This is a genomic window from Roseibium polysiphoniae (assembly GCF_014842925.1).
GTDB lineage: Bacteria > Pseudomonadota > Alphaproteobacteria > Rhizobiales > Stappiaceae > Roseibium > Roseibium polysiphoniae.
On sequence record NZ_JACYXJ010000003.1, the window covers coordinates 16945 to 41521 of the forward strand.

Sequence of the window (24577 nt, forward strand, 5' to 3'; positions counted from 1 at the left end):
GGTGGATGAAGAAGGCGCGCCGACGCTGAGCGCTTTCGCCTTGGTAAGAATTGATTAAGAATGTTCTCGATTGCAAGATTTTAACGGGTAGATGGAGCCGGACGGCCGATGTCTGAAGTGCAGGATAATGTGGTGCCCCACACTCGGGTGCGGTCTCTTCGGGAGGCGATCCGCAAGGTTCAGCTTGGCGAAGTTGAGCGCTCTGATGTGGTGGTCGAGCTGCAGGACACCGAGCGCGCCCGGCTGGAGCTTCTTGCCGAGGAAATGAAAGACGTCTTCAAGGAAATTCCGGAAGACGACGATCAATTCTCCCTGCAAATCGTTGCAGGCTCAACACCACGCTTCTGGATCGATGTCACCAGTCACGTGGTTGTTGGTGCGGACCGCAAGACCTATCGCTTCTTGAAAGACACCCGGCTTGGGCGAGTGGTCGTGCTCGAAACGGCTGAAATTGACGATATGGCAGATTGTCTGACCGAATATATCGCCGAGCGGATCCTTGAGCGCGAGAAAGCTCTTGAAGGGGACTGGCTGAACAACCGCTTGCGCCAGGTCGCGGTCGAGGGAATGTCGGCGAAAAAGCCGCGGAAGGCTTGGCATCCGTTTCTGGTGTTTATCCTGGCATTTGCTATCGGCCTCTTGGCAGGGATCGGCAGCCTCGTGGCATACGCCTGGTTCGCAAACCCGCTCTAAAGAGTGCCTGATCGACAAGTCGCCTAACGCGCGCTCAGCAGGCCGGTATAGACAGGCTGCCTTGCACGATTGTGGAAATGGGCTCGTCCTTTTCGGTGAAGCCCCGTTCTTCCAAATCGCACTGCCAGTGCCCGTTCTGCCGTGAAATCGAAAAGAGATTGTAGCGGGCGCCGGGTTTCTTGCCGCCGGGCGCGCTCGTGGCGGATGGCACTCCGATAACCGGGACAGGGCCGCAGGGGCCGTCTATCTCAGCTCGGCTGTCGATATGTGTGTGGCCGTGGAGCACGAGTTCTGCGCCGGCCTGTTTGATCACGGCGCGAACACGCGAAGCATCCGAGAGACGTTTGTGCCAGTGGGTTGCCTTGTGGAAGGGCGGGTGATGAATCAAGATCACCCTGAACAACTCCCTGCGGCCCAGGTCCTCCAGGACCGAGCGCAGCCGTTTCGCCTGAGTGCTGCCTACGCGGCCTGTCGCGAACCAGGGGGCTGTCGCTCTGGCTGTCGAGACACCAACGAGTGCAACATTCTCCCGAATGCGGACGTAGGGAAAGCCGGCCTCACCATCTTTGCTCGAGGCAGCGTCGCTGCCATCGCTGACCATATAGTCAAGCCATTCGGAGCGCGCCTTCTTGAGCGCACCGGGAACATAGGCGTCATGGTTGCCTGGAACCACGGATACGTGTTCGCCATCTCCGAGCTCTTCAAGCCAGGTGCGTGCGCCAATGATTTCCAAGGGGAGGGCGATATTGACCAGATCGCCGGTAACCGCGATGTGGTCCGGGGCGTGGGCCTTCATATCGGAGACCAAGCGCTCCAGATGGTTTCCGGTCATGGAGCTGGAGCGATTCCGCTTCCAGTTCAGGTATCCGAGAATTCGCTTGGAAAAGAGCTGTAGCAGCTTTGGATCTGGCAGAGGCCCAAGATGGGGATCAGACAGATGGGAAAGTTTCAGCATCGCGGGGCATCTCCAAGACAAAAGGCGCGGCGTTAAGTGATAACGCTGCGCCCGTCAATTAGCGACACCCTGAGCACACGAATGTGCGGGGTAAATCAGTTGCCTGCGAAAGTCGTCAGAGCTGCGGCAATGCGCGGGTTGCTCAGATCAACTGCTGGCTTCCAATGGTAAGCGCGACGACGACGACGGTTTGAAAAATAGGCACGAAGCATGATCTCTACTCTCGGTTGGCTTCCGTCGGCCTGTGGCTGGCGGCAATGCTGTTGCATCATTTTTATTCACTGTGCGCAATACATATGCAGTTTTCGAAATTTGAGTAGCGCGATTTTCGCCAGTGCTGCCCTGCGTGCGCCGCATACCTCTTGAAACGCCTCGTTAAACTCTTGTCATCTTGATCAGGTCGCTTTCTGTCGCGATAAGGAGGAATGCTGAAATTTTTCTCTTATTTGCCCAAGGGGCTGACCAAGCGCCTCGTTCAGGGACAGGCCCTGCTGCGCAATCCTTACTGCCTTGGCGTCAGGGTGCTGGTCCGCAACGCCGACGGTGCGGTTCTGCTTGTGCGCCACAGTTACCTGCCGGGCTGGTATCTGCCCGGTGGCGGTGTCGACAAGGGCGAGACCATGGCGACGGCGGCTGCACGGGAGCTGGTGGAGGAAGTAGGAATTCGCTGTTCTTCACCACCAAAGCTGTTGGGTGTCTATCTCAACCGCGAAGCTTTTGGCCGTGATCACATCGGGTTCTATGAAGCCGTGAGTTGGACGGAGACCGATGATTTCATGCAGCCGAACGAAGAGATTCTGGAGGCAGGTTTCTTTGCTCTGGATCAGCTGCCCGAGGCGACTACGGCTGCCACTAGACGCCGCCTATCCGAACTGGCCAGGGGTGTGCTTGGCGCGACGGAAGACGGCATCTGGTAGCGCTCAGGCCGCCTCGAACAATTGGTTCCGGTTGTGCGCGCGGTCAAAGTCCAGGTCCGGTCCGACCGGCACGATGCGTGTCGGATTAATGGTCTCGTGAGAGCCGTAGTAGTGATTCTTGATCACATCCATCTTGACGGTCTCGGCAACGCCGGCGGTTTGATAAAGATCGCGCATGTAGTTGGATAGGGACGGATAGTCCTCGATACGGCGGATGTTGCATTTGAAGTGGCCGACATAGACCGCATCAAACCGAACGAGGGTGGTGAAGAGCCGCCAGTCCGCTTCGGTCGGCATGTCGTCAACCAGGTAACGCGACTGTTCAAGGCGCTGCTCGAGCAAATCAAGCGTTTCAAACAACGCATGAACAGCTTCCTCGTAAGCTTCCTGACTGGTCGCGAACCCGGCCTTGTAGACGCCGTTGTTCACGGTGTCGTAGATGCGGTCGTTGATCTCGTCGATTTCCGCGCGAAGGACCTGCGGATAGTAATCAGTCTGCGATCCGGTCAGCCCATCGAATGCGCTGTTGAACATGCGGATGATTTCGGAAGATTCGTTGGAAACGATGGTTTTCTTCTTCTTGTCCCACAAGATCGGCACTGTTGCTCGGCCGCTGTAGTTCGGGTCGGCCGCGGTGTAGATCTGCCAGGCGTAGCTGGCACCATTGAGTGGATCCGGTTCTGTAAAGGTCCAGCCGTTATCCAGCATCAGCGGTTCAACCGCTGTGACGCCGATCAGCTCTTCGAGCCCTTTCAGCTTCCGGAAAACGAGTGTCCGGTGCGCCCAGGGGCAAGCGTAGGATACATAGAGGTGATAGCGTCCAGCTTCCGCCGTGAAGCCCCCTTCGCCGCTCGGTCCTGGGCTGCCATCATCGGTGATCCAGTTGCGAAACGAAGACGCCTTGCGGACAAAACGGCCTCCGCTGGATTTGGTATCGTACCATTGATCCGTCCATTTGCCGTCGACCAAGAGACCCATGATTTTCTCCTTTGTGCTTCAACCTATCTAGGGTGCAATCGGTTCCGAAACAGCGATGTCGCGATAGATACACTGTTCACTGGCAATGGACGGCGATCATCGTGTGAAGAATGCGTTTTTCAAATATGGCGTAGAAAGTGGCTGGACCTTTCGCATCTTTGCGTGCTATCGGCTTTTCAGCGAGCTCAAAAGAGGCGCGCGATCAATGAGTAGCAGCTGATGCCAGCCGGTTTGACATTGCGACGACGAAGCATCCGACGAGAAATCTCTCGTCTGTTTTCGCGCGTCTGACCGGCCTTCCCATTGATTTTAAGGACCAGGGTGCCTGCGGACGCGAAGGTTCGTTCGCATATCAGGTACCATGGTCATGAAACCCTCCAATTGGTTTATTCGTCTCGAAGAAGCTGCTGACGCGGCTGACATCGAAAATCTGCAGGCCGAAGCTTTCGGTCCGGGTCGCTTCGCGCGGACGGCTTTCAAGATTCGCGAAGGCATAGCGAGCGATCCGCGGCTTTCTTTTGTCGGCATGAGCGGAGCCGATCTTGCGGGATCGGTGCGGCTTACCCCGATCATGATCGGCAATTCACGTGGCATGTTGCTGGGTCCGCTGACCGTTTCGCCCCGGTTCAAGAACAGGGGTCTTGGAAAAGAGCTCTTGAGAACGTGCTTGAGCGCAGCGGCGGATGCCGGCGAAACGGCAGTTCTTCTGGTCGGTGATGCGCCTTACTACGGTCCGCTGGGCTTTGAGCCGGTGCCAATGGGGCAGATTATCTTGCCCGGACCAGTCGATCCGGCGCGTCTTCTGGTGGCCTGCCTCAATGGGTCCGAGATGCCATCCGGCCTAGTGCGTGGCGGAACTGACTGAGAGCTTCCCGCAGCGCCGATTGTTCCCTTACCGTCCCTCGCGGAACCAGGTCAGGGACAGGAAGCCGAGAAGCAGCGACAGTCCAAGCAGGCCCATGAGCAGAGGGTATCTGTCGACGCCATTCAGAACGCTGGCATCGGTGGTTTTAAGCCCGATCCAGCCGCTTCCGGCATACTGAGCTGCGCGCCGCAACGGCACAACGCGCGGAACGGAAACCTCTCCGCCGACATCGGAGAGGCGTAGTGCTTGACCACCTGTTGCCGATGAAAGCCCCGCAAGCTTTTCCGGTGTCGACAAGACATCAGTGTACTCGCGCGGGTTTTGTGGGCCCACATGAACGAGGGCAGTCTTGTCGCTTTCCGTCACTGTGAAAAGGCCCGTCTCGGCGGTCGGCGAGGAGCCCTGCCACAAGCCCGGTTCCGATTCATTCATCGCGAGCCTCGACGTCTGGCCGGAAGGGGATGTCACGGTAACATCGCCAATCTCGTCAGCAAGTGTCTGCCGCTCGACCATCAGCTCTGGTCCGCGCAGGGAGACACGGAGCGCTTCCTCGTCCAGATCAGGTTCCTGCATCAACCAGTGACCGAGCCGTCTGAGCAGCGGTACATGCGGACCACCGCCTTCGAAGCCGCGGGCCCAAAGCCAAACGTGATCTGAAAGAAGCATGGCGACACGGCCTTCGCCCTCCCGGTTCAAAACCAGAAGGGGCTTGTCTTCCGGACCGGTCATCAGCGTCTGCCCCGCGTCCAGCTCTGTTTCAACCAGGCGGAACCAGCGGCTCCAGCCCGGAGGATCCAGACGTGCTCCCGGCAGGCCTCGCGTGACAGGATGGCGCTCACCGATGCTGGCGAGCGTGGCGTGGAAAGGCTGTTCGAGAATGGCACCTGTCGGGCGCGCCGGAAGGATCGGCGCCAATGGGGTGCGGAACAGGCTTCCAGCCTCCGCATAGTCCGGGCCGCCTGCGAGAAGGACGGCCCCGCCGGCGCGAACATACCTTGTGATGTTGTCGAAATAGAGCATGGGCAGAACGCCACGGCGCTCGTAGCGGTCGAAGATGATCAGGTCGAATTCGTCGATCTTTACCGAGAAGAGCTCACGGGTCGGAAAGGCGATCAAGGAGAGCTGGTTGATCGGTGTTCCGTCCTGTTTTTCCGGCGGACGCAGGATCGTGAAGTGGACCAGATCCACCGACGCGTCGGACTTGAGCAGATTGCGCCAGGTCCGCTCGCCTGCATGTGGAGAGCCCGACACCAACAGAACCCTCAGATTTTCGCGAATGCCGTCTATGGTCACCACGGCGCGGTTGTTGAGCGTGGTCAGCTCTCCATCGAGCGGAGCGGCTTCAAACTCAAAGATATTGTCGCCGCCGTGTGCGATTTCGACAGGGATGTCGATGGTCTCGCCAACGCTCGCCTGGCGCTCACTGATCAATGTGCCGTCGCGGCGAACACGAAGGGTGACACGGTTGCCAGGTCCCGTGCCGGGTCCCTGCTCGACGATGCGAACGGAAACAACCTGCTCGGAGCCCACAAGACCAAACCGCGGTGCCTTGTGTAGAACCAACCGGCGATCGCGTTCGTCCGGTTTGCCTGTGATCAATCCATGGACGGGCGCGTCGAAGCCAAGTGCGTCTGCCGTTTCCGGTATGTCGTGAATTTGGCCATCAGTGACGAGAATGGCTCCGCCGATGCGGTCCGGTGGCACGTCTGACAGGCCGTTGAGAAGGGTCTGGAACAGTTCGGTTCCGTCGCCTGTGCTGCTGCTGGTGTTCTCGAGGACGCGCACCTCAAAGCCCGGCAATGCAGCGAGGCGCTCGCTGAGTGTCGCAACCGCCTCGTCGGTGACAGCCGAGCGATCGGCGAGCAGCTGACTTTGGCTACGGTCCGCAACGACCGCGACGACGCTGCTGAGTTGTTCACGGTCCTCGCGTTCGATTGCGGGATTGGCAAGAGCCAGGGCGACCAGCGCCATGGTCAGGGCGCGAAGCACCCAGCCCCGAAGGCGCATGAAACCTGTCACAAGTGCGATGATGAGGATCGCAATGCCAAGAAGGCTGAGGGCCCATAGTGGAACGAGCGGATCGAATGAGAGGGACCAGATCATCGTCGGTTTTCTCTCCTCATTGCCCGAGCCGTTCCAGCAAGGCGGGAATGTGCACCTGGTCAGCCTTGTAGTTGCCGGTCAGGCTGTACATGACCATGTTGACGCCGGCGCGGAAGGCGTAGTCACGCTGCACCGGATCATCGGGTATCGTCGGGAAAAGAAAGCTGCCCGTGGAATCAATTGCCCAGGCAGCCGCAAAATCATTGGCCGTGATCATGACCGGCGATACGCCGTCGCCCGCACGAACCGGCCGTTCCGATGTTGCGACGCGCTGTTCCAGGCTCTCGACCCAGAGCGGGCTGGTGGCATAGCGGCCGGGGAACGTGTCGAGGATATAGAAGGCCTTCGTCAGGACATGATCGATCGGCACGGGCTCCAGCGGTGGAATATCCAGATCTTCGAGAATTTCCCTTAGCTTCAGGGTCGCCGGTGTGGTGCCAAAACCGGTTGTGGCGGCGGAGATGTGATCGCGCGTGTCAAAGAGAATCGTTCCGCCATTGCGCATGAATGTGTCTATGCGCGCCATTGTCCGGTCGTCGGGCTTGTCAGCGGTCGGCTCGATCGGCCAGTAGAGCAGCGAGAAAAACGCAAGCTCGTCACGCGCTATGTCGACGCCCATCGGTGCACCCGGTTCGAGAGCCGTTCGTTCGGCAAGGAACTGACTCAAGCCGAAGAGCCCTGCTGCACTCGTGTCGTCTACATCGGGGGTTCCGGTCAGGACGTATGCGAGATGGGTTTCCTGCGAGGCTTCCAGTGCTCTCAGATCATCAGAGTTTGACTGAGCTTTTGCGTCCGGCGCATGGAGCACGGAGCCCAAAATCAGAATGACTGCGGCGCCGGCTGTGACCTGGCGCATGCGCAAGCGGCTGAGGCCGCCTGCCAGAAGGATCACTGCGATTGCATCGAGGATGAGCAGGCCAAAGGCCAATGCAAAGAAGGCTGCTCTCAGATCCAATGTGTCGTTGGTTGGATAGGGCTGAAGTGTCGCGATGTCTTCAAGCGGAGAAAAATCCAGCTGTTCAAGCTCGTCATCAGGACGCATCAAGTTGAGTGCTCGAAACCCGTCATCATTGCCATAAAGCCCCGGTGGGCTCTTCCGACCGGCACTGGCTTCGCGGAAGGCAAGATCCGTCATTGGCGGCACATCTGCTGCTGGCGATCCGAAGCGTCCGTAGCCGTCGAGAAGCCGCAACGGTGGCAATATGCTCTGCGTGATCGCTCCCGTTTCCGCGTCAGTGCCTTGGGTCGCAGGTTCTGCCGTGTTGGAAACGGCGAGAATTCTTCGCAGCATATCGAGGAAAATCCCTGAAAGCGGAAGGTTCGACCACGCGGAGTCGGCCGTTACGTGAAAGAGGACAATCGTCCCGCGCCCGAGCCGGTCTGCTGTGACAAGGGGTGTCCCATCTTCGAGCATGGCCCATGTGCGGTCCGGAAGATCGGCGGTCGGGTCGGCGAGCACCTGCCGGTTGACCGTGACTTCTGGCGGAACCTTCAATCCGGCAAAAGGCGAGCTTGCGGAAAAGTCGGCGAGTTTTTGCGGTTGTTTCCACGAAAGGCTGCCGCCGAGAGACCGGTCTCCGGCTCTGAGCGTCACTGGTATCAGTTCATCCGTGCCGCCGGCGGTCCTCGGTCCTGCAAATCGCACCAACATGCCACCGCCCTCGATCCAGTCCGACAGGGCCGCGACAGCGCTGTCAGGAAGGCGGCCGACATCGGCCAGAACGAGAACGGAAAGACCCTGGTCCAGCAATTCAGGCACCGCAACACCCAGGTCGCCGTTGCGTGACAGGCGGATATCTGAGAAAGGGCCAAGGGCGCGTTGCAGATAATAAAGTGGTGACAGCAGCGGTTGTGCCAGGTCTCCGGATTGACCGGAGAGAAGCCCGACGCTCCGGCGGCGCCAACTGTCGTCGACCAGTTGGACAGCGCCTGCGGCGTTTTCACCGACCACTTCAACGCGGGCGATATCGTTGCGCAGCTCGCTCGGCATTTCGAAGCGTGCTTCTGCCAGATGACTGTCAGTGTCGAAGGAGACGTCCGTTTGTCCGAGCATCAAACCTCTTAGATCCAGCGCACGAACGGTGACAGCGTTCCGATCGCTGTCAGGATGACGGAGGACCGATACGGTAAGTGCGTCGGCATCGTTCGAAATCGCCTTCAACGCAAAGGGTGTTTCGATCCCGGAGTAGATCGTCACCGGCGCTCCGCCAGCGATGTTGGCCAGGTCCGTCTGAAAAGAGGCGCCTTCGGAAGATTGGGTTCCGTCTGAAAGCCAAACAACGGCACCAGGACGTACCGCGCTGGCACTCTTGCGTAGTGCCGTTGTCAATTCGCTGCGCTTCGAAGGCCACGCACGGGGTTCCAGCGCCCGCAAGCGTTCAAGAGCTGTCGTTGCATCCGTCGGTGTCAGGGGCTGACCCGGACCATCCGCAGTTGCCGCAAACAGCACCGGTTGGCCTGCAGCCTCAGCCAGGGAAAGTAATCGTTCTGCAGTCTCAACCTGGGTTGTCCAGTCACGTGCCGATGTCCAACCGTTGTCCATCAACATCCACATGGTGCCTTCGCCGGACGCAACCTCCTCCGCAGGCCGCCAGATGGGGCCAGCCAATGCCAGGATCAGAAGAGCGGCAAGCGTGAGCCTCAAAAGTGTCAACCACCAGGGGCTTCGCTGAGGTGTTTCCTCGTGCTTGTCGATGTCGAGAAGAAGCCGGGTCGGCGGGAAGTCGATTTCCTGAGGACGGGGGGGCGTCAGCCGCAGCAACCACCAGATGGCCGGGAGCAGCAGCAAGGCTCCAAGAAGCCATGGCGTTGCGAAGGCAAGAGGAAGAAAACCGGCCATGGTCAAATGCCTCCCGTTCCAAGTGTTTCGGCCGTGCCCGACAACGCGCTGTGCAGCACGAGCAACGGTTCGGCTGGCGATCTGTCCGTGTGATGGAGAGAATAGGTCCAGCCTGCGCGACGGCAGATGTCGCGAATTTCGGCCCGGTGACGCTCCATGCGCCTTTGATAGGCTTCGCGCCATGATTCCGCGCGGCCTGTGGTCAGGCGCGTGCCGCGTTCCGGATCATGAAATTCGACCCGGCCATCGAAAGGAAAGGTTTCCTCGATGGGATCCAGCACCTGAATGACGTGGCCTTTGGCGCCTGTTCCGGCGACCCTGGCAATCCAGTCGGCAATCTCGTCGACCGGGTCGAGCAGGTCCGAAATCAGAACCACGTCGGAAAAGCGCTGCACCGAGGCTGTGTCCGGCAAGGCGCGAGGCTTGGCCATATGAGTGAGCGCGTCTGCGATGCGCTCGGCTGCCTTTCTGTCCGAAAAAGGGCGTGTGACCCCCGGCAAACCGATACGCTCCCCCGTGTAGGCGAGCATGTCTGCCAGGGCGAGCATCAACACGATTGCCCTGTCTCTCTTGGAGGCGTTGCCAAGCCGCGATTGAAACACCATCGAGGGTGAGAGGTCCGCCCAGAGCCAGACCGTATGGGCTGCTTCCCATTCGCGTTCGCGAACATAAAGATGATCGTCGCGCGCAGAACGCCGCCAATCGATCCGCTTTGCAGGTTCACCCATGTTGAAGGGGCGGAACTGCCAGAAACTCTCGCCTGGCCCGGCGCGGCGTCTGCCATGCCAACCGGCGGTCACCGAACTTGCGACGTGACTGGCCTCGACCAGCAGATCCGGCAGGGCGTCGGCCACCGAGCGTGCTTCGCCAATGACATTCGGCCAGGTTTCCTGGTCGATGTGTTTGCTTTGGGAGGTAACGTTCGGCGTCAGAGCCATATACTATGCCTTTCCCTCAGCTTCAGCCGATCTTTTCCTTTACCTGCTGAATGATGCCACGGATTGTGTGGCCATCAGCCCGCGCTGCAAAGGTCAGCGCCATCCGGTGCTGCAGGATCGGTTCGGCAAGCGCCAGTACATCATCAACGGAAGGTGCAAGACGGCCTTCAACGAGCGCTCGGGCTCTCACGGTCAACATCAATGCCTGACTTGCGCGGGGGCCGGGGCCCCAGGCAATCAGCTTCTTGACGTCATCGCCGGACCCATCTTCTGCCGGGCGCGCTGCGCGGACGAGCTTCAAGATCGCGTCAACCACGGATTCTCCAACTGGCATGCGACGCACGAGCTGTTGGTATCCGGCGAGCTCTTCTGCCGACATGGCGGTCTGTGCGACAGCCTGCTCGGCGCCTGTTGTCTCAAGCAGAATGCGGCGTTCGGCGTCCATGTCAGGATAGTGGACGTCGATCTGCATCAAAAAGCGGTCAAGCTGTGCTTCGGGGAGGGGATATGTGCCCTCCTGCTCCAGCGGGTTCTGGGTTGCAAGCACATGGAAGGGGCGCGGCAAATCATGAGGCTGACCCGCGACAGTCACATGATATTCTTGCATCGCCTGAAGCAGTGCGGACTGTGTGCGCGGGCTCGCCCGGTTGATTTCATCGGCCATCAGAAGCTGGGAGAAGACCGGTCCGGGAATGAAGCGGAACGCTCTACTGCCATCGGCGGCCTGTTCCATCACCTCGGCTCCAAGAATGTCGGAGGGCATGAGGTCCGGTGTAAACTGGATGCGACGGGCGTTGAGGCCGAGAACCGTTCCAAGCGTCTCGACAAGCTTGGTCTTGGCCAGGCCGGGGACGCCAACGAGAAGTCCGTGGCCGCCGGCAAGAATGGTGACCAGCGATTGTTCGACAACATTTTCCTGGCCGAAGATGATCCGAGATATATCGGCTTTCGCTGCGGTGATCCGCTCAAGTGCCTTTTCGGCAACTTCCGCGATTGAATCCAGGTCCGTTTCGGCAGTGCCTCCGGGAGGCGGGCTGATTACGCTCATGTTTCACCTTCGCGGTCTCGGGCTCTGATCTGCAAAGCCAGTTGGCAGGTGCAGCGCGGACGGCATATTTTGACACGTCCGCGGCTGGTATTTGTCGCGACTCATTCAGTTTGGCACCATATTGCCGGTTAGATAAGTCGCAAATTCTGTCGAGACAGAGGTAAGCGACACTTTCTGTAAGGGCGGATTGGCCGTTTGGGGCTTTCTTTCGGGAAAACGGGACGCCATATCAAGAACATGGCTTTGGCCAAGTTTGGAGATAGAATTTGTCGCAAATAGACGCAAAGACCATGCCTTCGGGGCTTGCCGCCTTGATGGCGCGTGCTGGCGACCAGAAGCGGGGTAAACCCCCGGTAGAGAAGTGGAATCCGCCGTTCTGCGGGGATTTGGACATCCGGATCGCGAGCGACGGAAGCTGGTCCTACATGTCCAGTCCGATTGCACGGGAGGCCTTGGTCAAATTATTTGCCTCGGTTTTGCGCAAGGACGAAGATGGTCGTCACTATCTCGTGACACCTGTGGAAAAAATCGGCATTCAGGTCGAAGACGTTCCGTTTTTAGGTGTGGAACTCCACGTGGAAGGCTCCGGACAGCAGCAAAAACTGGTCGTTCGCACCAATGTTGGCGATGTAGTGACGGTCGACGAGGATCATCCCATCCGGTTTGATGCCGATCCGAAAAACGGGGGGCTCAAGCCCTATGTCCTGGTTCGTGGACGGCTTGAGGCGCGTTTGGCGCGACCACTGCTGTATGAACTTGCCGAGTTTTTTGACGAGAGCGACAGCGGCGAACTTGGGCTTTGGAGCTCAGGTGACTTCTTTCCCTTGGCTCCTGAGTTCCTATCTGAAACAACAACATGAAGAATCGCGCGACGTGGCGGTCTCAGGGATGGTGCAAGTGCTGAAAGCGGACGGCAGAGACAATCTATTCGACGATTTCAAGGATCGTGTCATGCGTCTGCCTGAGGACCGGCTTTCGCACGATACGGGTGATCACGTCCTCAATCCGGACCTTGGCCCCTATGCACGCTGGGAAGGTCCTCCACGTGACGCTGCCGTTCTCATTCCCGTTATTCCACGCGCCTTCGAGCCAAGTGTGATCCTGACGCTTCGAACACCGCATTTGTCTTCGCATGCGGGCCAGATCGCATTTCCAGGTGGCAAGATCGACCGCGAGGATGACGGCGCGGTGCAGGCTGCGCTGCGTGAGGCAGAAGAAGAGATCGGGCTTGCGCGTCATGCGGTGACGCCCTTTGCGGAGCTCGCTCCTTATCTGACAGGTTCTGGATATCGGGTCATACCTGTCATTGCCGAGGTCGATCCCGATGCAAAGCTTGTGGCGAATCCTGCAGAAGTGGCCGATGTCTTCGAGGTGCCACTGTCCTTTTTGATGGATCCGGCAAATCACAAGACGCAGAGCCGTGTCTGGGAAGGCAAGGCGCGCTATTTCTATGAAATGCCATTCGGGGAGCGTTACATCTGGGGCGTGACCGCTGGCATTGTTCGCTCCCTCTATGAAGCGGTGTATGGCTGATGTTTCGTGTTGTTCTGTCTCATATGATCTTGTTCCTGCTGCCATTCGTTGGCTATGCGGTGTGGCTCTGGATCAAGAAGAAATCTCAAACTTCAGAGAACTGGAAGAATGGTCCGATGGCGTGGTTGACCCTTGCCGGAGTTCTTCTGGTTCTGATCAGCCTGGTTATCTTTGCGACCTTCCAGAAGATGCCCGAAGGGACCGAGTATCGGCCATCGCGCATGGAAAACGGTGTCTTCATTCCGGGCGGATACGAGTAGAATGACCGATCGCCGAATAACGGCTGAATGGCTGCAAAATAATGCAATTCAGGCCGTTTTCGATGCGATCGAACGTCATGACGACGCTGCCCGTGTGGTTGGGGGCGCCGTCCGGAACAGCCTCCTGGACAAACCTGTCGCGGATATTGATATCGCCACCACTGCAGCACCGTCTGTGGTCGCTGAACGGACGGAGCGTGCGGGCCTGAAAGTCATTCCGACGGGGATCGACCACGGTACGGTGACCGTGATCAGCAGCGGTGTCGCATATGAGATCACAACGCTGCGCGAAGATATCGAGACCTTCGGGCGCCAGGCGAAGGTGCGCTTTGGGCGCGACTGGACGGAAGATGCACGCCGGCGTGACTTCACCATGAATGCCTTGTACTGCGACCGCTCTGGCGCCATCCATGATCCGCTTGGCGGTTTGACTGACTGCCTCGAGCGACGGGTTCGTTTCATCGGCAGTGCGCGTGACCGCATCCAGGAAGACTATCTTCGTATCCTGCGCTTTTTCCGGATTCATGCTGCTTACGGCAACGGCGAGCCTGACCCGGAGGGATTGACCGCATGCGTCCATGAGCGGGAAGGGCTCAGGAGCCTTTCAGCCGAGCGCATCGGCATGGAAATGAAGCGACTGGTTGTTGCGGCGCTGGCTCCGCAGTGCCTTTCGCTCATGGAAAACCATGGGCTGTTGGAGATTGTCACCGGCGGCGTTTCACGCATCGCAGACTTCACGGCCTTCAGAGGCCTTGCGCCGGATGTGCCCGAAGTGGACGAGCCGGCCCTCGCGCTTGCGGCTCTTGTCGGGTTCGTGGACGAAGACATGGACCGCCTTTCGGACCGCTTGAGATTGTCCAATTCAGAACGCAAACGCATGCATGGAGCGCTGGCCGCCGGTTCGGAACTGATCGCGAAGCCGGTCGACCCGGCCGCTGTTGATACGCGCAAGTTGCTCTATCGGCACGGACGGCAAACATCGGTCGATGGTGTTGTGCTGGCGTATTCGCGGCAGAGCGAGACGCCTCTGAAGCGGGATCTTCTGGAATTATTGGCACGGCTGCGACGCACTGAAATTCCACAATTTCCGCTCAAGGGGCGGGATCTGCTTGCCAACGGCATCGCGCCCGGTCCTGATGTCGGCCGTGTCCTCGAGCGTCTGGAAAGCTGTTGGATCGAGAGCGGCTTTGCACTAACGGCGAAAGAACTCATCGGCCGCATCTGATCCCGGCGGAGTGTCGTCAGCCTAGTTAAAAAGACTGATGCAATCGGCCCAAAATCTGCGTTTTATCCGAAAATATGGATTAGATCAGCAATTCTTCCTTTACGTTGTGCCGATAGGTTAGAGGCCTTGGGAGATCAAATCCGGCGCAGCAATGATGAAGAAAATTACACTCGTTGTAGGCAGCAAGGACGCTTGCCCAGACCTTTTTTCAAAGCTATCGCGGTTTTACGCGGCACAATTGCTCGAACTCGACGACGTATCGTCCGAGCTCATTCAGAACAGCTCACTTGTTCTTGTCGACTTTGCTGATGGGTCCGGCAAACAGCTTGGCCATCTGAAACGGGTCTTGGAAAAAGTACCTAGTGTACTGCGCATTGGTTGTATCTCCATGACCCGACGCCAGGAAGTGGTTCAGGCGAAAGCGCTGGGCCTTTCGGAGCTTTGGGATCGGGAGTGCGACGTCGAGGATGCCGTCACCACGATCAAGACCCTGATCGGCGATTATGCGATGCCGGCTCTCTCAGATGAGACCCCGGACGCGACCCGTGATGCTGTGAACGGTCTTTGCAGTACCATGGACGAGATGGCAATGGCTGTTGCCAAGAACCGCCCGCTTCCGATGAAAGCGGCTGCAGAATCCGTGCAAGGTGTTGTCACTGCTCTTCAAACAGATGGTCTGGATGCCTGGCTCGCTGCCGTGCAGAGCCATCACAGCCATACATTCTGCCATTCGATGATGGTGACCGGTTTTGCTGTAGCCTTCGCCAACGCCCTTGAACTTGATGCTCAGGACAGGGCGTTTTTGAGCGTTGGGGCGCTTGTTCATGATCTCGGTAAGGTCCGCATTCCTCTCTCCATTCTGGACAAGCCCGGCGAGCTGAGCAGGGAAGAGTATGCGCAGATCAAATTGCACCCGGTCTTTTCGAAGGAAATTCTGGACCGGCGACCGGAAATCGCGCCGCAGATCCGCGATATTGCCGTCCAACATCACGAGTATCTCGATGGGACGGGCTATCCGGACGGGTTGGATGCCGGCCAGATCTCCCGACTGGTCCGCGTCTTGACGATTTGCGATATCTACTCCGCATTGACGGAAAAGAGATCCTACAAGGAAAGCTATGGTCCGCGGCAGGCCTATTCGATCCTGCTGGATATGAAGGGCCGGATCGATCAGGACCTGCTGCGGCGCTTCCGGCCGATCGCGTTTCAGGCCGACGTCGGCATGCTGAAAAAGGGCGTGGACAGCATGCGCATGATCACCGGCGGACGCAGGGCTTCAGCGTAAGACTGAAACAAACTGCGCCGGGACTGGATTGAGTGTGCCAGAGCCCGGTTTTGCCGGTGTGCAACGGCCTCAGGCTGCTAAGGCCATTTCACCACGGGCGGCATTGAAGACAGAATGGAGGCGACATTGCCGCCTGTCTTGAGACCGAAGATCGTGCCGCGGTCATACAGCAGATTGTATTCCACATAGCGGCCACGGCGAACGAGCTGCTCTTCACGCTCGGCTTCACTCCAGGGCTTGCTGAAGTTCTTGCGCACCAGTGCCGGATAGATGTCCAGGAATGATCTGCCGACATCCTGTGTGAACGCGAAATCTGCGTCCCAGTCTCCGGAATGGAGATAATCGTAGAAGATGCCGCCGACGCCGCGCGGCTCGTTCCTGTGCTTCAGGAAGAAATAGTCCTCGCACCATTTCTTGTAGTGATCGTAGTCAGCGCAATCATGGCCGTCGCAGGCCTGTTTCATGGCGGCATGAAAAGACTGGGTGTCGGGATCTTCCTGGGTGCGTCTGGCGTCGAGAACGGGGGTGAGATCCGCGCCGCCGCCAAACCACTGGCGGGTTGTCACGACCATACGCGTGTTCATGTGAACGGCCGGCACATGAGGGTTTTGCGGATGCGCGATCAGGCTGATGCCGGATGCCCAAAAGCGTGGGTCCTGATCGGCGCCGGGAATCTGCCCGCGAAACTCTGGCGAGAATTCGCCATGAACGGTTGAGACATGCACGCCGACCTTCTCGAACACACGGCCATGCATCATCGACATGACGCCGCCGCCGCCCTTTGCGCCGGTGGAATCTGTCCGTTCCCAAGGGGTGCGTTCGAAGCGTCCTGCAGGTAGGTCCGCAAGCGGGCCATCCAGAGTGGCGATTTCATCTTCCAAAGCCTCGAGGCTTGCGCAGATCCTGTCTCTGAGTTCGGTGAACCAGGTGGGCGCGAGCGTCTTCTTCTCCTCGATCCCGTCCGGGTGCGGGCCACCGCGTTGTTCTGGGGAAGGGGCGTTCATGAGAAGATCCTCGGTGTTGTCGGTGCCGTTTTTGTGAGCGCGTCTGCAGCCATATGCCAGATCTACGGCTTAGGAAAGCCGTCGGTTTGCCGCAAGGCCTCGCCCAGAACCATGCCTGCCGAAACCGCGACATTGAGCGAGCGCATGCCTTCGGCCATGGGAATGGTCAATCGGGCGTCTGCGACGTCGTGAACCGTTTGAGGTGCGCCCGACGATTCCCTGCCAAGCAGCAGGATGTCATCGAGGCAGTAGTCAAAGGCGTGGTAAGGCTGCTGGGTCTTTGTGGTCAGCAGGAGAAGCCGTTTGTCAGCTTCTTGGCGCCAACTTTCAAATGCGGTCCAGTCGAGGTGCCGGGTCAGGGCAGCTCGTTCGAGGTAGTCCATGCCAGCGCGTTTGAGCGCGCTGTCAGACAGAGGAAAGCCAGCCGGTTCGATCAGATGAACCTTGACACCCATGCAGGCGGCAAGCCTCAATATCGTACCGGTGTTCTGGGGAATGTCCGGCTGGTAGAGAGCAATTTCTGGCATCGGACTCCGCTGTATCTAGACCGCCTCATGGATCGCACGCGCGCGCAAACGAGGCTTTCAAAGTCCGGCTGTTTATCATCCGCGTTACAAGATGTCATGCGCGAGGGGATTACAATTCTGAGCCACGGGCTCTAGTTTCTTGTACTCGCCCTGACCTGATTCCCATTGCAGCGGAGACGTTTGTTGGATCCGGTATTCCGACTGTTTGAAAAGTGGATCGATCCGTTCAAGCCGGGCCCCAGTGCGGGACCGCCGCCGCAGGGCGTGCTGGCCTTTCTGATGTATTTTGTCAGGCAGGCCCGCTGGCCGTTCATCGCCATGCTTGTTCTTGGCGGACTGACCGCGGGCATCGAGGCGTCAATCTACACCTTCATCGGCCAGATCGTTGACATCTTGCAGGCCGGAGAGAGGGAAAGCTTCTTCCAGACCCATGGCGCAACTCTTGTCGGGATGGCCTTTGTCGTGCTCGTGGTTCGGGCGCTGGTGGCGATCCTGACGGCGCTTGTTGAGGAGCAATCTATCGTGCCGGGGTTCTTCAACTTGGTGCGCTGGCAGTCACATCAGTGGGTGATGAGACAGAGCCTGTCCTATTTCCAGGAGGATTTTTCGGGACGTATCTCGGCAAAGGTGTGGCAGGCAGGCCAGGCGGCTGGCGACTTCATGAGTTCGCTGCTGCAGACGGTCTGGTACATCGCCGTCTACGCACTGACGACCCTTCTGCTGATTGGCGAACTCGATTGGCGTTTGGGGGCTGCGGTCGGCGTTTGGCTGATAGGGTTTTCCTTTGTCGCGCGCTATTTCATTCCCAAGGTGCGGGCCGAGGCGAAGCAGGTCGCAAATGCAGGATCCGGCGTATCTGGTCGCCTTGTCGATACCTACACCAATATCCAGACGGTTAAGCTCTTCGGCACCCGTGAAGGCGAAGAGCAGGGCGTTCTGCGAACCTATGACGGGTTTCTTTCGCGGCTTCGGGTCTTTACGCGCACTTTGACGTCGGTGCGATCCGTCATGGTCAGCTTCAGTGGCTTGATGATTGTGATCATCGCCGGGATGGCTCTGTCGTTCTGGCAGCAGGGCCTGGTGAGCACCGGAGACGTCGCCTTCTGCCTCGGGCTGGTCCTGCGGTTGAATTTGTTGCTCAACCGCTTGATGGGGCAGCTCAACGGTCTGTTCCGGAACATAGGCACGCTTCAGGACAGCATGGAGCTGATCGTCAAGCCCATCGATGTTCTTGATGCGGCAGATGCCCGGGAGCTTGAGGTGCCGAACGGGGCTGTTTCTTTCGAGAACATCCGTTTTCATTACGGCAAGGCCGAGGGTGTGATCGAACAACTGTCTCTCAAGATCAAACCGGGCGAGCGCATCGGCGTCGTCGGACCTTCCGGCGCGGGCAAGACGACCCTCGTGAACCTGCTGCTGCGGTTCTACGATCTCGAGGCCGGAAGGATATTGATCGATGGTCAGGACATCTCGCGGGTGAGCCAACAGTCCTTGCGCAGTTCCATCGGCCTCGTCACCCAGGACACTTCGCTGCTGCATCGCTCGATCGAGGAGAACATTCTCTACGGCCGGCCGGATGCCAGCGAAGAGGACATGCGGCAAGCAGCGGAGCGTGCCCACGCGATGACGTTCATCGAGGGGCTGGAGGACAAGAAGGGCCGGCGCGGGTTTGCGGCCCATGTGGGAGAGCGGGGTGTGAAACTCTCCGGCGGTCAACGCCAACGCATCGCAATTGCGCGGGTATTGCTGAAGGATGCGCCGGTCCTGGTGCTGGACGAAGCAACGTCAGCGCTCGATTCCGAGATTGAGGCTGCCATTCAGGAGAACCTTGCCGAGCTCATGAATGAAAAAACGGTCATTGCGATCGCGCATCGTCTGTCGACCATTGCGTCAATGGACCGGCTGATTGTCATGGACGCGGGCGAGATCGTTCAGCAGGGGACCCATGCCGAACTTCTGAACGAGGAAGAGGGACTTTATTTTCAGCTTTGGTCTCGCCAATCAGGGGGCTTTCTTCCAGACGTCGGTCCTGTCTCCGGGCAAGGCGCGCTTCATACTGCCTGAGGCCAGTCCGGCGTTACTTAGGGGGGTGGTGGCGGTTTTTGATCCGCTGCACGGCAGGCGGCGTAGACAGGCCGACAGATCAGGGAGCCATCATGCTGCAATACATCGTTGCCTATGCCACAACTGCGGTCGTTTTCCTGGCCATCGACTTTGTCTGGTTGTCTCAGATTGCCACGCGCTTCTATTTCGATCGGATCGGGCATCTGTTGATGGACAAGCCGAATTTGGCAGCGGCAGGTGGCTTCTACATCATGTATGTGGTCGGCATCGTGATTTTCGCCGTCGCCCCGGCCTTAAGGGTCGAAAGTGTTCTCACCGCAATTGGCTATGGCGCTCTTTTCGGCTTTTTCACATACGCGACCTACGACATGACCAACTACGCAACTCTGCGCGGGTGGCCTTTCCTGATTGTTTTCGTTGACGTTGCCTGGGGCACGATCTTGTCAGCCACAGCGGCAGCTTTCGGTTTTCATCTGACGCGTATGATCATGCGCACGCTGGCATAGTCCCAGTTGGTCGGCGGCGCCTGGTCTGCCGGGGTGTGACGCGTTTGCAACGCCTCGTCCTCAGCAAGGCAATTCATGTGTGCTTGTGATTGCAATTTTGTCGCAGGCGTGTAGCTTGCGATCGTTGCTTTCGGCAGCATTGTTTCGAACCCAGTAGAAGGAGGGCGTTGATGAGTATCATGTGCGATATGTCTAGAATTTGCGCTCGTCCGACCGTGGTGCACCTGCCGCATCTGGCCTAAGCGTTCGAACTCAGTTTTCCTTTTAGATCACAATCCTGCGTAAAGCCCTTTGCTTGAAGCAAACCGCTGTCTTGCGGCTGCGTAACCGTCCGGTTGCGTCTCGTCAGGGTGTTCGAAAGTTCCTTTTCGGAGACGATGCTATGTCGGCCCGTTATCCCTTCGATCCGTTCGCAGTGCCGAACGGTCCTGATATTGAATTCCCTGTTGCTCGACAGCGCAGGTCCTTCGCGCAAGTCCTTTTGCGTGCACTTTTGGCAATTGGCGGCTTTATCGCTGCCAGTTTTGTTCTGTCCGTGGTCTTGTTTGTTCCAATTCTCATCGGCGAGATCATTGCGATCGATGCTGTCGTCGTCAGTGGCCATCAAACTGAGGTTCCGGACTTTATGGCAAAGCTTGGCGCCTTGTTCCTGGGAACGCTGGTGGTCGCTGTTGCCCTTCTTTCCATCATAGCAAGCGCAGCGCTTGCTGCCGGCAGGGAAGGGCGCTGGGAACATCCTGTCAGCGACGAGGTCAGGCGTGAGCAGGAAGCTGCAAGATACGAACAACTGAAACTGGAGGCGGGTCATGTTCGAGCGCTTTGAGCGGCTGATCGATCCCTTTAAGGAAATGCCGCTTGATGTGCCGCCAAAGGGCTTTGCCGCCTTTTGTTGGTACTACACCAAGCCTGTCTGGCCGATTTTGATCTGGGTGTCGGCCCTCGGCGCGATGATTGCCATTCTGGAAGTGACGATCTTCACCTTCCTGGGCGATCTGGTGAACTGGCTTTCAGAAGAAGACCGCAGTGACTTCCTGCTGAACAATTGGCCATCCCTTCTCGGGATGGCCGTTGTCCTGCTTGTGGTGTATCCGATCGTCGAATCGGCATGGCAACTGTTGTTCCATCAGGGTCTGATGGCGACCTACCCGATGTCCGTGCGCTGGCGCGTGCATCGGTATCTGCTGCGGCAGAGCATCTCTTTCTATCAGGATGACTTCGCCGGGCGGATTGCCAACAAACTGATGCAGACAGCCCTGGCTGTTCGAGAAGTCGTGACGCGAATCGCCGACATCCTTGTCTACGTGGTGGTCTATTTCACCGCAGCGGTTTTTGTCGTGAGTTCGGCTAATCCCATTTTCGCGACGCCGTTCCTGGGCTGGTTGGTCGCCTATCTTGTCGTCTTGCGGTTCTTCATTCCCAAGCTGCGCGAGACGGCGAAAAACCAAGCCGATGCTAGGTCATTGATGACGGGGCATGTTGTCGACGCCTATACCAACATCGCGACGGTCAAGCTCTTCTCCCACGCGTCGCGGGAGGAGGACTACGCGCGCGGGTCGATGACGTCTTTCCTGGGAACCGTCTTCCGGCAAATGCGTCTCGTCACCATGCTGAACATAAGCCTGACGGCCATCAACATGCTGCTGCTGTTCTCGGTTGGCGGCCTGTCGATCGTGCTTTGGCAATATCGGGTGGTCTCGATTGGCGATGTGGCGATTGCGGTTGGACTGGTGCTGCGTCTTCAGGGGATGTCTCAGTGGATCTTGTGGGAAGTCTCTGGCCTGTTTGAAAACGTCGGAACGGTTCAGGATGGCATCGCGACGATCTCCCGTGAGCGAGACGTTACAGACCTTCCGGACGCTGTGGCGCTCGACGTGCCGCGTGGGGAGATCACTTTCGAGAAGGTCCGCTTCCACTATGGCAAGAAGAGCGGCGTGATCGACGACCTCAACCTCTCACTCAAACCGGGCGAGAAGATCGGCCTGATCGGACGCTCGGGTGCGGGCAAGTCCACGATGGTGAACCTGCTGTTGCGGTTTTACGATCTGGAAGGCGGTCGCATCCTGGTCGATGGTCAGGACATCGCCAAGGTTCGCCAGGACGACATCCGTGAGAACATCGGCGTGGTGAGCCAGGACACGTCTCTGTTGCACCGTTCGATCTTCGAGAACGTTTCCTATGGACGCCCGAATGTTGGCCAGGAGGAGGTCGAGACTGCGCTCAGGAAGGCGCACGCCTTCGATTTCGTCCAGGGCTTGTCGGATCCGTCGGGACGGCTTGGGCTTGAAGCCCACGTTGGCGAACGGGGTGTGAAGCTGTCGGGAGGTCAGAGGCAGCGTATTGCGATTGCCAGGGTTCTTCTGAAGAACGCTCCGATCCTGGTCCTGGATGAAGCGACGTCAGCACTTGATTCCGAAGTCGAAAGCGCAATTCAGGACAGTCTGTTCGACCTGATGGAAGGAAAGACAGTCATTGCAATCGCGCACCGTCTGTCAACGATTGCGGCCATGGACCGGTTGATCGTCATGGACAAGGGCCGAATCATCGAGGAAGGCAGCCATGACGAGTTGCTCGCCAGAAACGGGCTTTATGCCCAACTCTGGGCACATCAGTCCGGCGGATTTCTGGATCCGGTGAAAATCGCATAGGTCAGACTACGCAAAAAGACGGGGTGCGGGGGGTTTTCCTCAAAGGCGGGTTGCATCCTCCCTTAAAAAAAGGGCAGAAAAAGGACGTGGCTCGCTTTTTCCCTGCGACATATACGTTTTGCCGCGTTTGCCGATCTGGACAAGCCGTCGGAACGGTGCAAAAAGACGAGCCGCTTGGACTGGTGCGGGATCTTGCCGCACCCAGTCGCCGTTGAGCCCCGCCTCGATCTGCCTATCCTTCTGTTCAAGCAGAAGGTTCGCAGACGCGATGCGGGCTTTTCGGCACAGGTTGAACAGGTTTCGAGAGGACGCGACCTTGGCACATTCGGATACGGCGGAACCTACTCGCCGCGATTTCCTCTATATAGCGACCGGCGCCATGGGCGCGGTGGGCGCAGGCGCGCTGGCATGGCCGTTCATCGATCAGATGAACCCAGATGCCTCCGCTTTGGCTCTGGCCTCCATCGAGGTCGACGTTTCTGCCGTGGAAGAGGGGCAGTCGATCACAGTCAAGTGGCGCGGTAAGCCGGTTTTTATCCGCTACCGCACTGAGACCGAGATCAATGAGGCAACCAGCGTACCGATCGGCGATTTGCCGGATCAGCTGGCGCGAAACTCAAACCTGCCTGACGGCGCTGAAGCGACCGACGCGAACCGGGCGGCTGAGGGCATGGAACAGTGGCTGGTTCAGGTCGGCATCTGTACGCACCTCGGTTGTGTGCCGCTCGGCTCTTCTGGCGACTTCGGCGGATGGTTCTGCCCTTGCCACGGGTCGCACTATGATACCGCCGGCCGTATCCGCAAGGGACCGGCTCCCGAGAATTTGCTCATTCCGCCGTTTGAATTCGTGTCCGACACGACGATCAAGATCGGCTAACGGCAGGAATTTGAGGAGACAGCCATGGCTGGACATTCTAACTACGTACCGCAGAGCGCTGCCGCAAAATGGCTCGAAAGCCGCTTGCCGGTTATTTCGCTCGTGCGTGGATCCTTTGTCGACTTTCCGACACCCAAGAACCTGAACTACTGGTGGACCTTCGGCGGGATCCTGGCCATCATGCTGATGGCTCAGATCATCACAGGCATCGTGCTGGTCATGCATTACACGCCAAGCACCGGCGCGGCCTTCGACAGCGTCGAGCACATCATGCGCGATGTGAACTTCGGCTGGATGCTGCGTTACCTGCATACAAATGGCGCATCGATGTTCTTCATCGCCGTGTACATTCATATTTTCCGCGGTCTCTACTACGGATCATACAAGGCGCCGCGTGAGATCTCCTGGATCCTGGGTGTGATCATCTTCCTCATCATGATGGGCACCGCCTTCATGGGCTATGTTCTGCCCTGGGGTCAGATGTCTTTCTGGGGTGCAACGGTTATCACCAACCTGTTCTCGGCCATTCCGTTGGTCGGTGAAGCAATCCGCACCTGGCTGTGGGGTGGTTTCGCGGTCGACAATCCGACCCTGAACAGGTTCTTCTCCCTGCACTACCTGCTGCCGTTCATGATCCTGGGTGTTGTCATTCTGCACGTGTGGGCCTTCCACACCACGGGCAACAACAACCCGACGGGTGTTCAGCCGAAGTCCAAGAAGGACACGCTGCCGTTCCATCCGTACTACACGATCAAGGATCTGTTCGCGATTGTCGTGTTCCTGATCTTCTTCTCCTGGTTCGCATTCTATGTGCCGAACTACATGGGGCATCCGGACAACTACATCGAGGCAAACCCGCTGGTCACTCCGGCGCATATCGTTCCCGAATGGTACTTCCTGCCGTTCTACGCGATCCTGCGCGCGGTTCCGGACAAGCTTGGCGGCGTCTTGGCGATGTTTGGTGCTATTGCCATCCTCTTCGTCCTGCCCTGGCTGGATACGTCGAAGGTGCGCTCTGGATCCTATCGTCCGCTGTTCAAGCAGTTCTTCTGGATCTTCGCAGCCAACGCCGTTGCGCTGGGATATCTGGGTGCGATGCCGGCTGAGGGCGTCTACGTGATCCTTTCACAGATCTGTACGGTCTATTACTTCGCGCATTTCCTGCTCATCCTTCCGCTGCTTGGCTTTATGGAAAAGCCTCTGCCGCTGCCGGCTTCGATATCCGAAGCCGTTCTGAAGGGTGGCTCCGGATCACCGGCTGGTGCGGTTGCCGCACCGGACACCAAGTGAACGCGAACAGGATCGGGAGTTTTTC

General features: G+C 58.3%; 22 protein-coding genes. 14 read left to right on the forward strand and 8 right to left on the reverse strand.

All coding sequences use genetic code 11. From position 1 onward, the window contains the following. Window positions 1-108: 108 nt before the first annotated feature. Complete coding sequence (locus IG617_RS07075) at window positions 109-693, forward strand: hypothetical protein (RefSeq protein ID WP_192108551.1); 585 nt, start codon at window positions 109-111, stop codon at window positions 691-693. Window positions 694-727: 34 nt separating this feature from the next. Here IG617_RS07075 and IG617_RS07080 read toward each other — a convergent pair whose 3' ends face one another. After that, window positions 728-1648, reverse strand: a complete 921-nt coding sequence (locus IG617_RS07080) for a metallophosphoesterase family protein (RefSeq protein ID WP_192108552.1) — start codon at window positions 1646-1648, stop codon at window positions 728-730. A 425-nt stretch (window positions 1649-2073) separates the two neighbouring features. On the opposite strand from IG617_RS07080, the gene IG617_RS07085 reads away from it, so the two are divergent. Then, entirely contained in the window at window positions 2074-2565 is a 492-nt protein-coding gene (locus IG617_RS07085; protein ID WP_192108553.1) for an NUDIX domain-containing protein, read from the forward strand. Window positions 2566-2568: 3 nt separating this feature from the next. On the opposite strand, the gene IG617_RS07090 is transcribed toward IG617_RS07085, so the two are convergent. Beyond that, window positions 2569-3543, reverse strand: a complete 975-nt coding sequence (locus tag IG617_RS07090) for a glutathione S-transferase family protein (protein ID WP_192108554.1) — start codon at window positions 3541-3543, stop codon at window positions 2569-2571. Window positions 3544-3910: 367 nt separating this feature from the next. Between IG617_RS07090 and IG617_RS07095 the strand changes: the two genes are divergently transcribed. Then, window positions 3911-4408, forward strand: coding sequence for a GNAT family N-acetyltransferase (locus IG617_RS07095; protein ID WP_192108555.1), 498 nt, complete (start codon window positions 3911-3913; stop codon window positions 4406-4408). Window positions 4409-4435: 27 nt separating this feature from the next. Here IG617_RS07095 and IG617_RS07100 read toward each other — a convergent pair whose 3' ends face one another. Genes IG617_RS07100 through IG617_RS07115 form a run of 4 tightly spaced genes read right to left on the reverse strand, consistent with a single transcriptional unit; the run spans window position 4436 to window position 11336 of the window. Next, window positions 4436-6511, reverse strand: coding sequence for a hypothetical protein (locus IG617_RS07100; protein WP_192108556.1), 2076 nt, complete (start codon window positions 6509-6511; stop codon window positions 4436-4438). A gap of 16 nt (window positions 6512-6527) precedes the next feature. After that, complete coding sequence (locus IG617_RS07105; RefSeq protein ID WP_192108557.1) at window positions 6528-9350, reverse strand: DUF4159 domain-containing protein; 2823 nt, start codon at window positions 9348-9350, stop codon at window positions 6528-6530. Between the two features lie 2 nt (window positions 9351-9352). Then, window positions 9353-10288, reverse strand: a complete 936-nt coding sequence (locus IG617_RS07110; protein ID WP_192108558.1) for a DUF58 domain-containing protein — start codon at window positions 10286-10288, stop codon at window positions 9353-9355. Window positions 10289-10310: 22 nt separating this feature from the next. Continuing rightward, complete coding sequence (locus IG617_RS07115; protein WP_192108559.1) at window positions 10311-11336, reverse strand: AAA family ATPase; 1026 nt, start codon at window positions 11334-11336, stop codon at window positions 10311-10313. A 266-nt stretch (window positions 11337-11602) separates the two neighbouring features. Between IG617_RS07115 and IG617_RS07120 the strand changes: the two genes are divergently transcribed. From IG617_RS07120 to IG617_RS07140, 5 genes are all read left to right on the forward strand, one after another. After that, window positions 11603-12196 (forward strand): DUF1285 domain-containing protein, encoded by a 594-nt coding sequence (locus tag IG617_RS07120; protein WP_420826141.1) that lies wholly within the window; start codon window positions 11603-11605, stop codon window positions 12194-12196. A 91-nt stretch (window positions 12197-12287) separates the two neighbouring features. Further along, window positions 12288-12869, forward strand: a complete 582-nt coding sequence (locus IG617_RS07125; protein ID WP_254170489.1) for a CoA pyrophosphatase — start codon at window positions 12288-12290, stop codon at window positions 12867-12869. Further along, the gene (locus IG617_RS07130) at window positions 12869-13129 is read left to right on the forward strand and encodes a DUF6111 family protein (protein ID WP_153768035.1); all 261 of its coding nucleotides are present in this window, start codon (window positions 12869-12871) and stop codon (window positions 13127-13129) included. Before IG617_RS07125 ends, IG617_RS07130 begins: the two co-directional genes overlap by 1 nt. A 1-nt stretch (window position 13130) precedes the next feature. Beyond that, on the forward strand, window positions 13131-14354 hold the full coding sequence (locus IG617_RS07135) for a CCA tRNA nucleotidyltransferase (RefSeq protein WP_192108560.1): 1224 nt from the start codon (window positions 13131-13133) through the stop codon (window positions 14352-14354). Window positions 14355-14505: 151 nt separating this feature from the next. Continuing rightward, a complete protein-coding gene (locus tag IG617_RS07140; protein WP_192108561.1) occupies window positions 14506-15639 on the forward strand; it encodes an HD-GYP domain-containing protein in 1134 nt (377 codons plus the stop codon). A gap of 77 nt (window positions 15640-15716) precedes the next feature. Here IG617_RS07140 and hemF read toward each other — a convergent pair whose 3' ends face one another. Both hemF and IG617_RS07150 read right to left on the reverse strand, forming a co-directional pair. After that, window positions 15717-16643, reverse strand: coding sequence for an oxygen-dependent coproporphyrinogen oxidase (hemF, locus tag IG617_RS07145; protein ID WP_192108562.1), 927 nt, complete (start codon window positions 16641-16643; stop codon window positions 15717-15719). A gap of 62 nt (window positions 16644-16705) precedes the next feature. Then, window positions 16706-17170 (reverse strand): tRNA (cytidine(34)-2'-O)-methyltransferase, encoded by a 465-nt coding sequence (locus tag IG617_RS07150; RefSeq protein ID WP_192108563.1) that lies wholly within the window; start codon window positions 17168-17170, stop codon window positions 16706-16708. A gap of 183 nt (window positions 17171-17353) precedes the next feature. Between IG617_RS07150 and IG617_RS07155 the strand changes: the two genes are divergently transcribed. The 6 genes from IG617_RS07155 to IG617_RS07180 all read left to right on the forward strand — a co-directional run bounded on the left by IG617_RS07155 (window position 17354) and on the right by IG617_RS07180 (window position 24552). Next, window positions 17354-19234 carry an ABC transporter ATP-binding protein gene (locus IG617_RS07155; protein ID WP_276529813.1) on the forward strand — a complete coding sequence of 627 codons (1881 nt, stop codon included), beginning with the start codon at window positions 17354-17356 and terminating at the stop codon, window positions 19232-19234. Window positions 19235-19326: 92 nt separating this feature from the next. After that, on the forward strand, window positions 19327-19740 hold the full coding sequence (locus IG617_RS07160) for a DUF2177 family protein (RefSeq protein ID WP_192108564.1): 414 nt from the start codon (window positions 19327-19329) through the stop codon (window positions 19738-19740). 382 nt (window positions 19741-20122) lie between these two features. Continuing rightward, entirely contained in the window at window positions 20123-20563 is a 441-nt protein-coding gene (locus IG617_RS07165; RefSeq protein ID WP_192108565.1) for a hypothetical protein, read from the forward strand. Then, window positions 20547-22385, forward strand: coding sequence for an ABC transporter ATP-binding protein (locus IG617_RS07170; RefSeq protein WP_192108566.1), 1839 nt, complete (start codon window positions 20547-20549; stop codon window positions 22383-22385). Before IG617_RS07165 ends, IG617_RS07170 begins: the two co-directional genes overlap by 17 nt. Window positions 22386-22701: 316 nt before the next feature. After that, window positions 22702-23262 carry a ubiquinol-cytochrome c reductase iron-sulfur subunit gene (petA, locus tag IG617_RS07175; RefSeq protein WP_153768044.1) on the forward strand — a complete coding sequence of 187 codons (561 nt, stop codon included), beginning with the start codon at window positions 22702-22704 and terminating at the stop codon, window positions 23260-23262. A gap of 24 nt (window positions 23263-23286) precedes the next feature. After that, window positions 23287-24552 carry a cytochrome b gene (locus tag IG617_RS07180; protein WP_192108568.1) on the forward strand — a complete coding sequence of 422 codons (1266 nt, stop codon included), beginning with the start codon at window positions 23287-23289 and terminating at the stop codon, window positions 24550-24552. The last annotated feature ends 25 nt before the right edge of the window (window positions 24553-24577 follow it).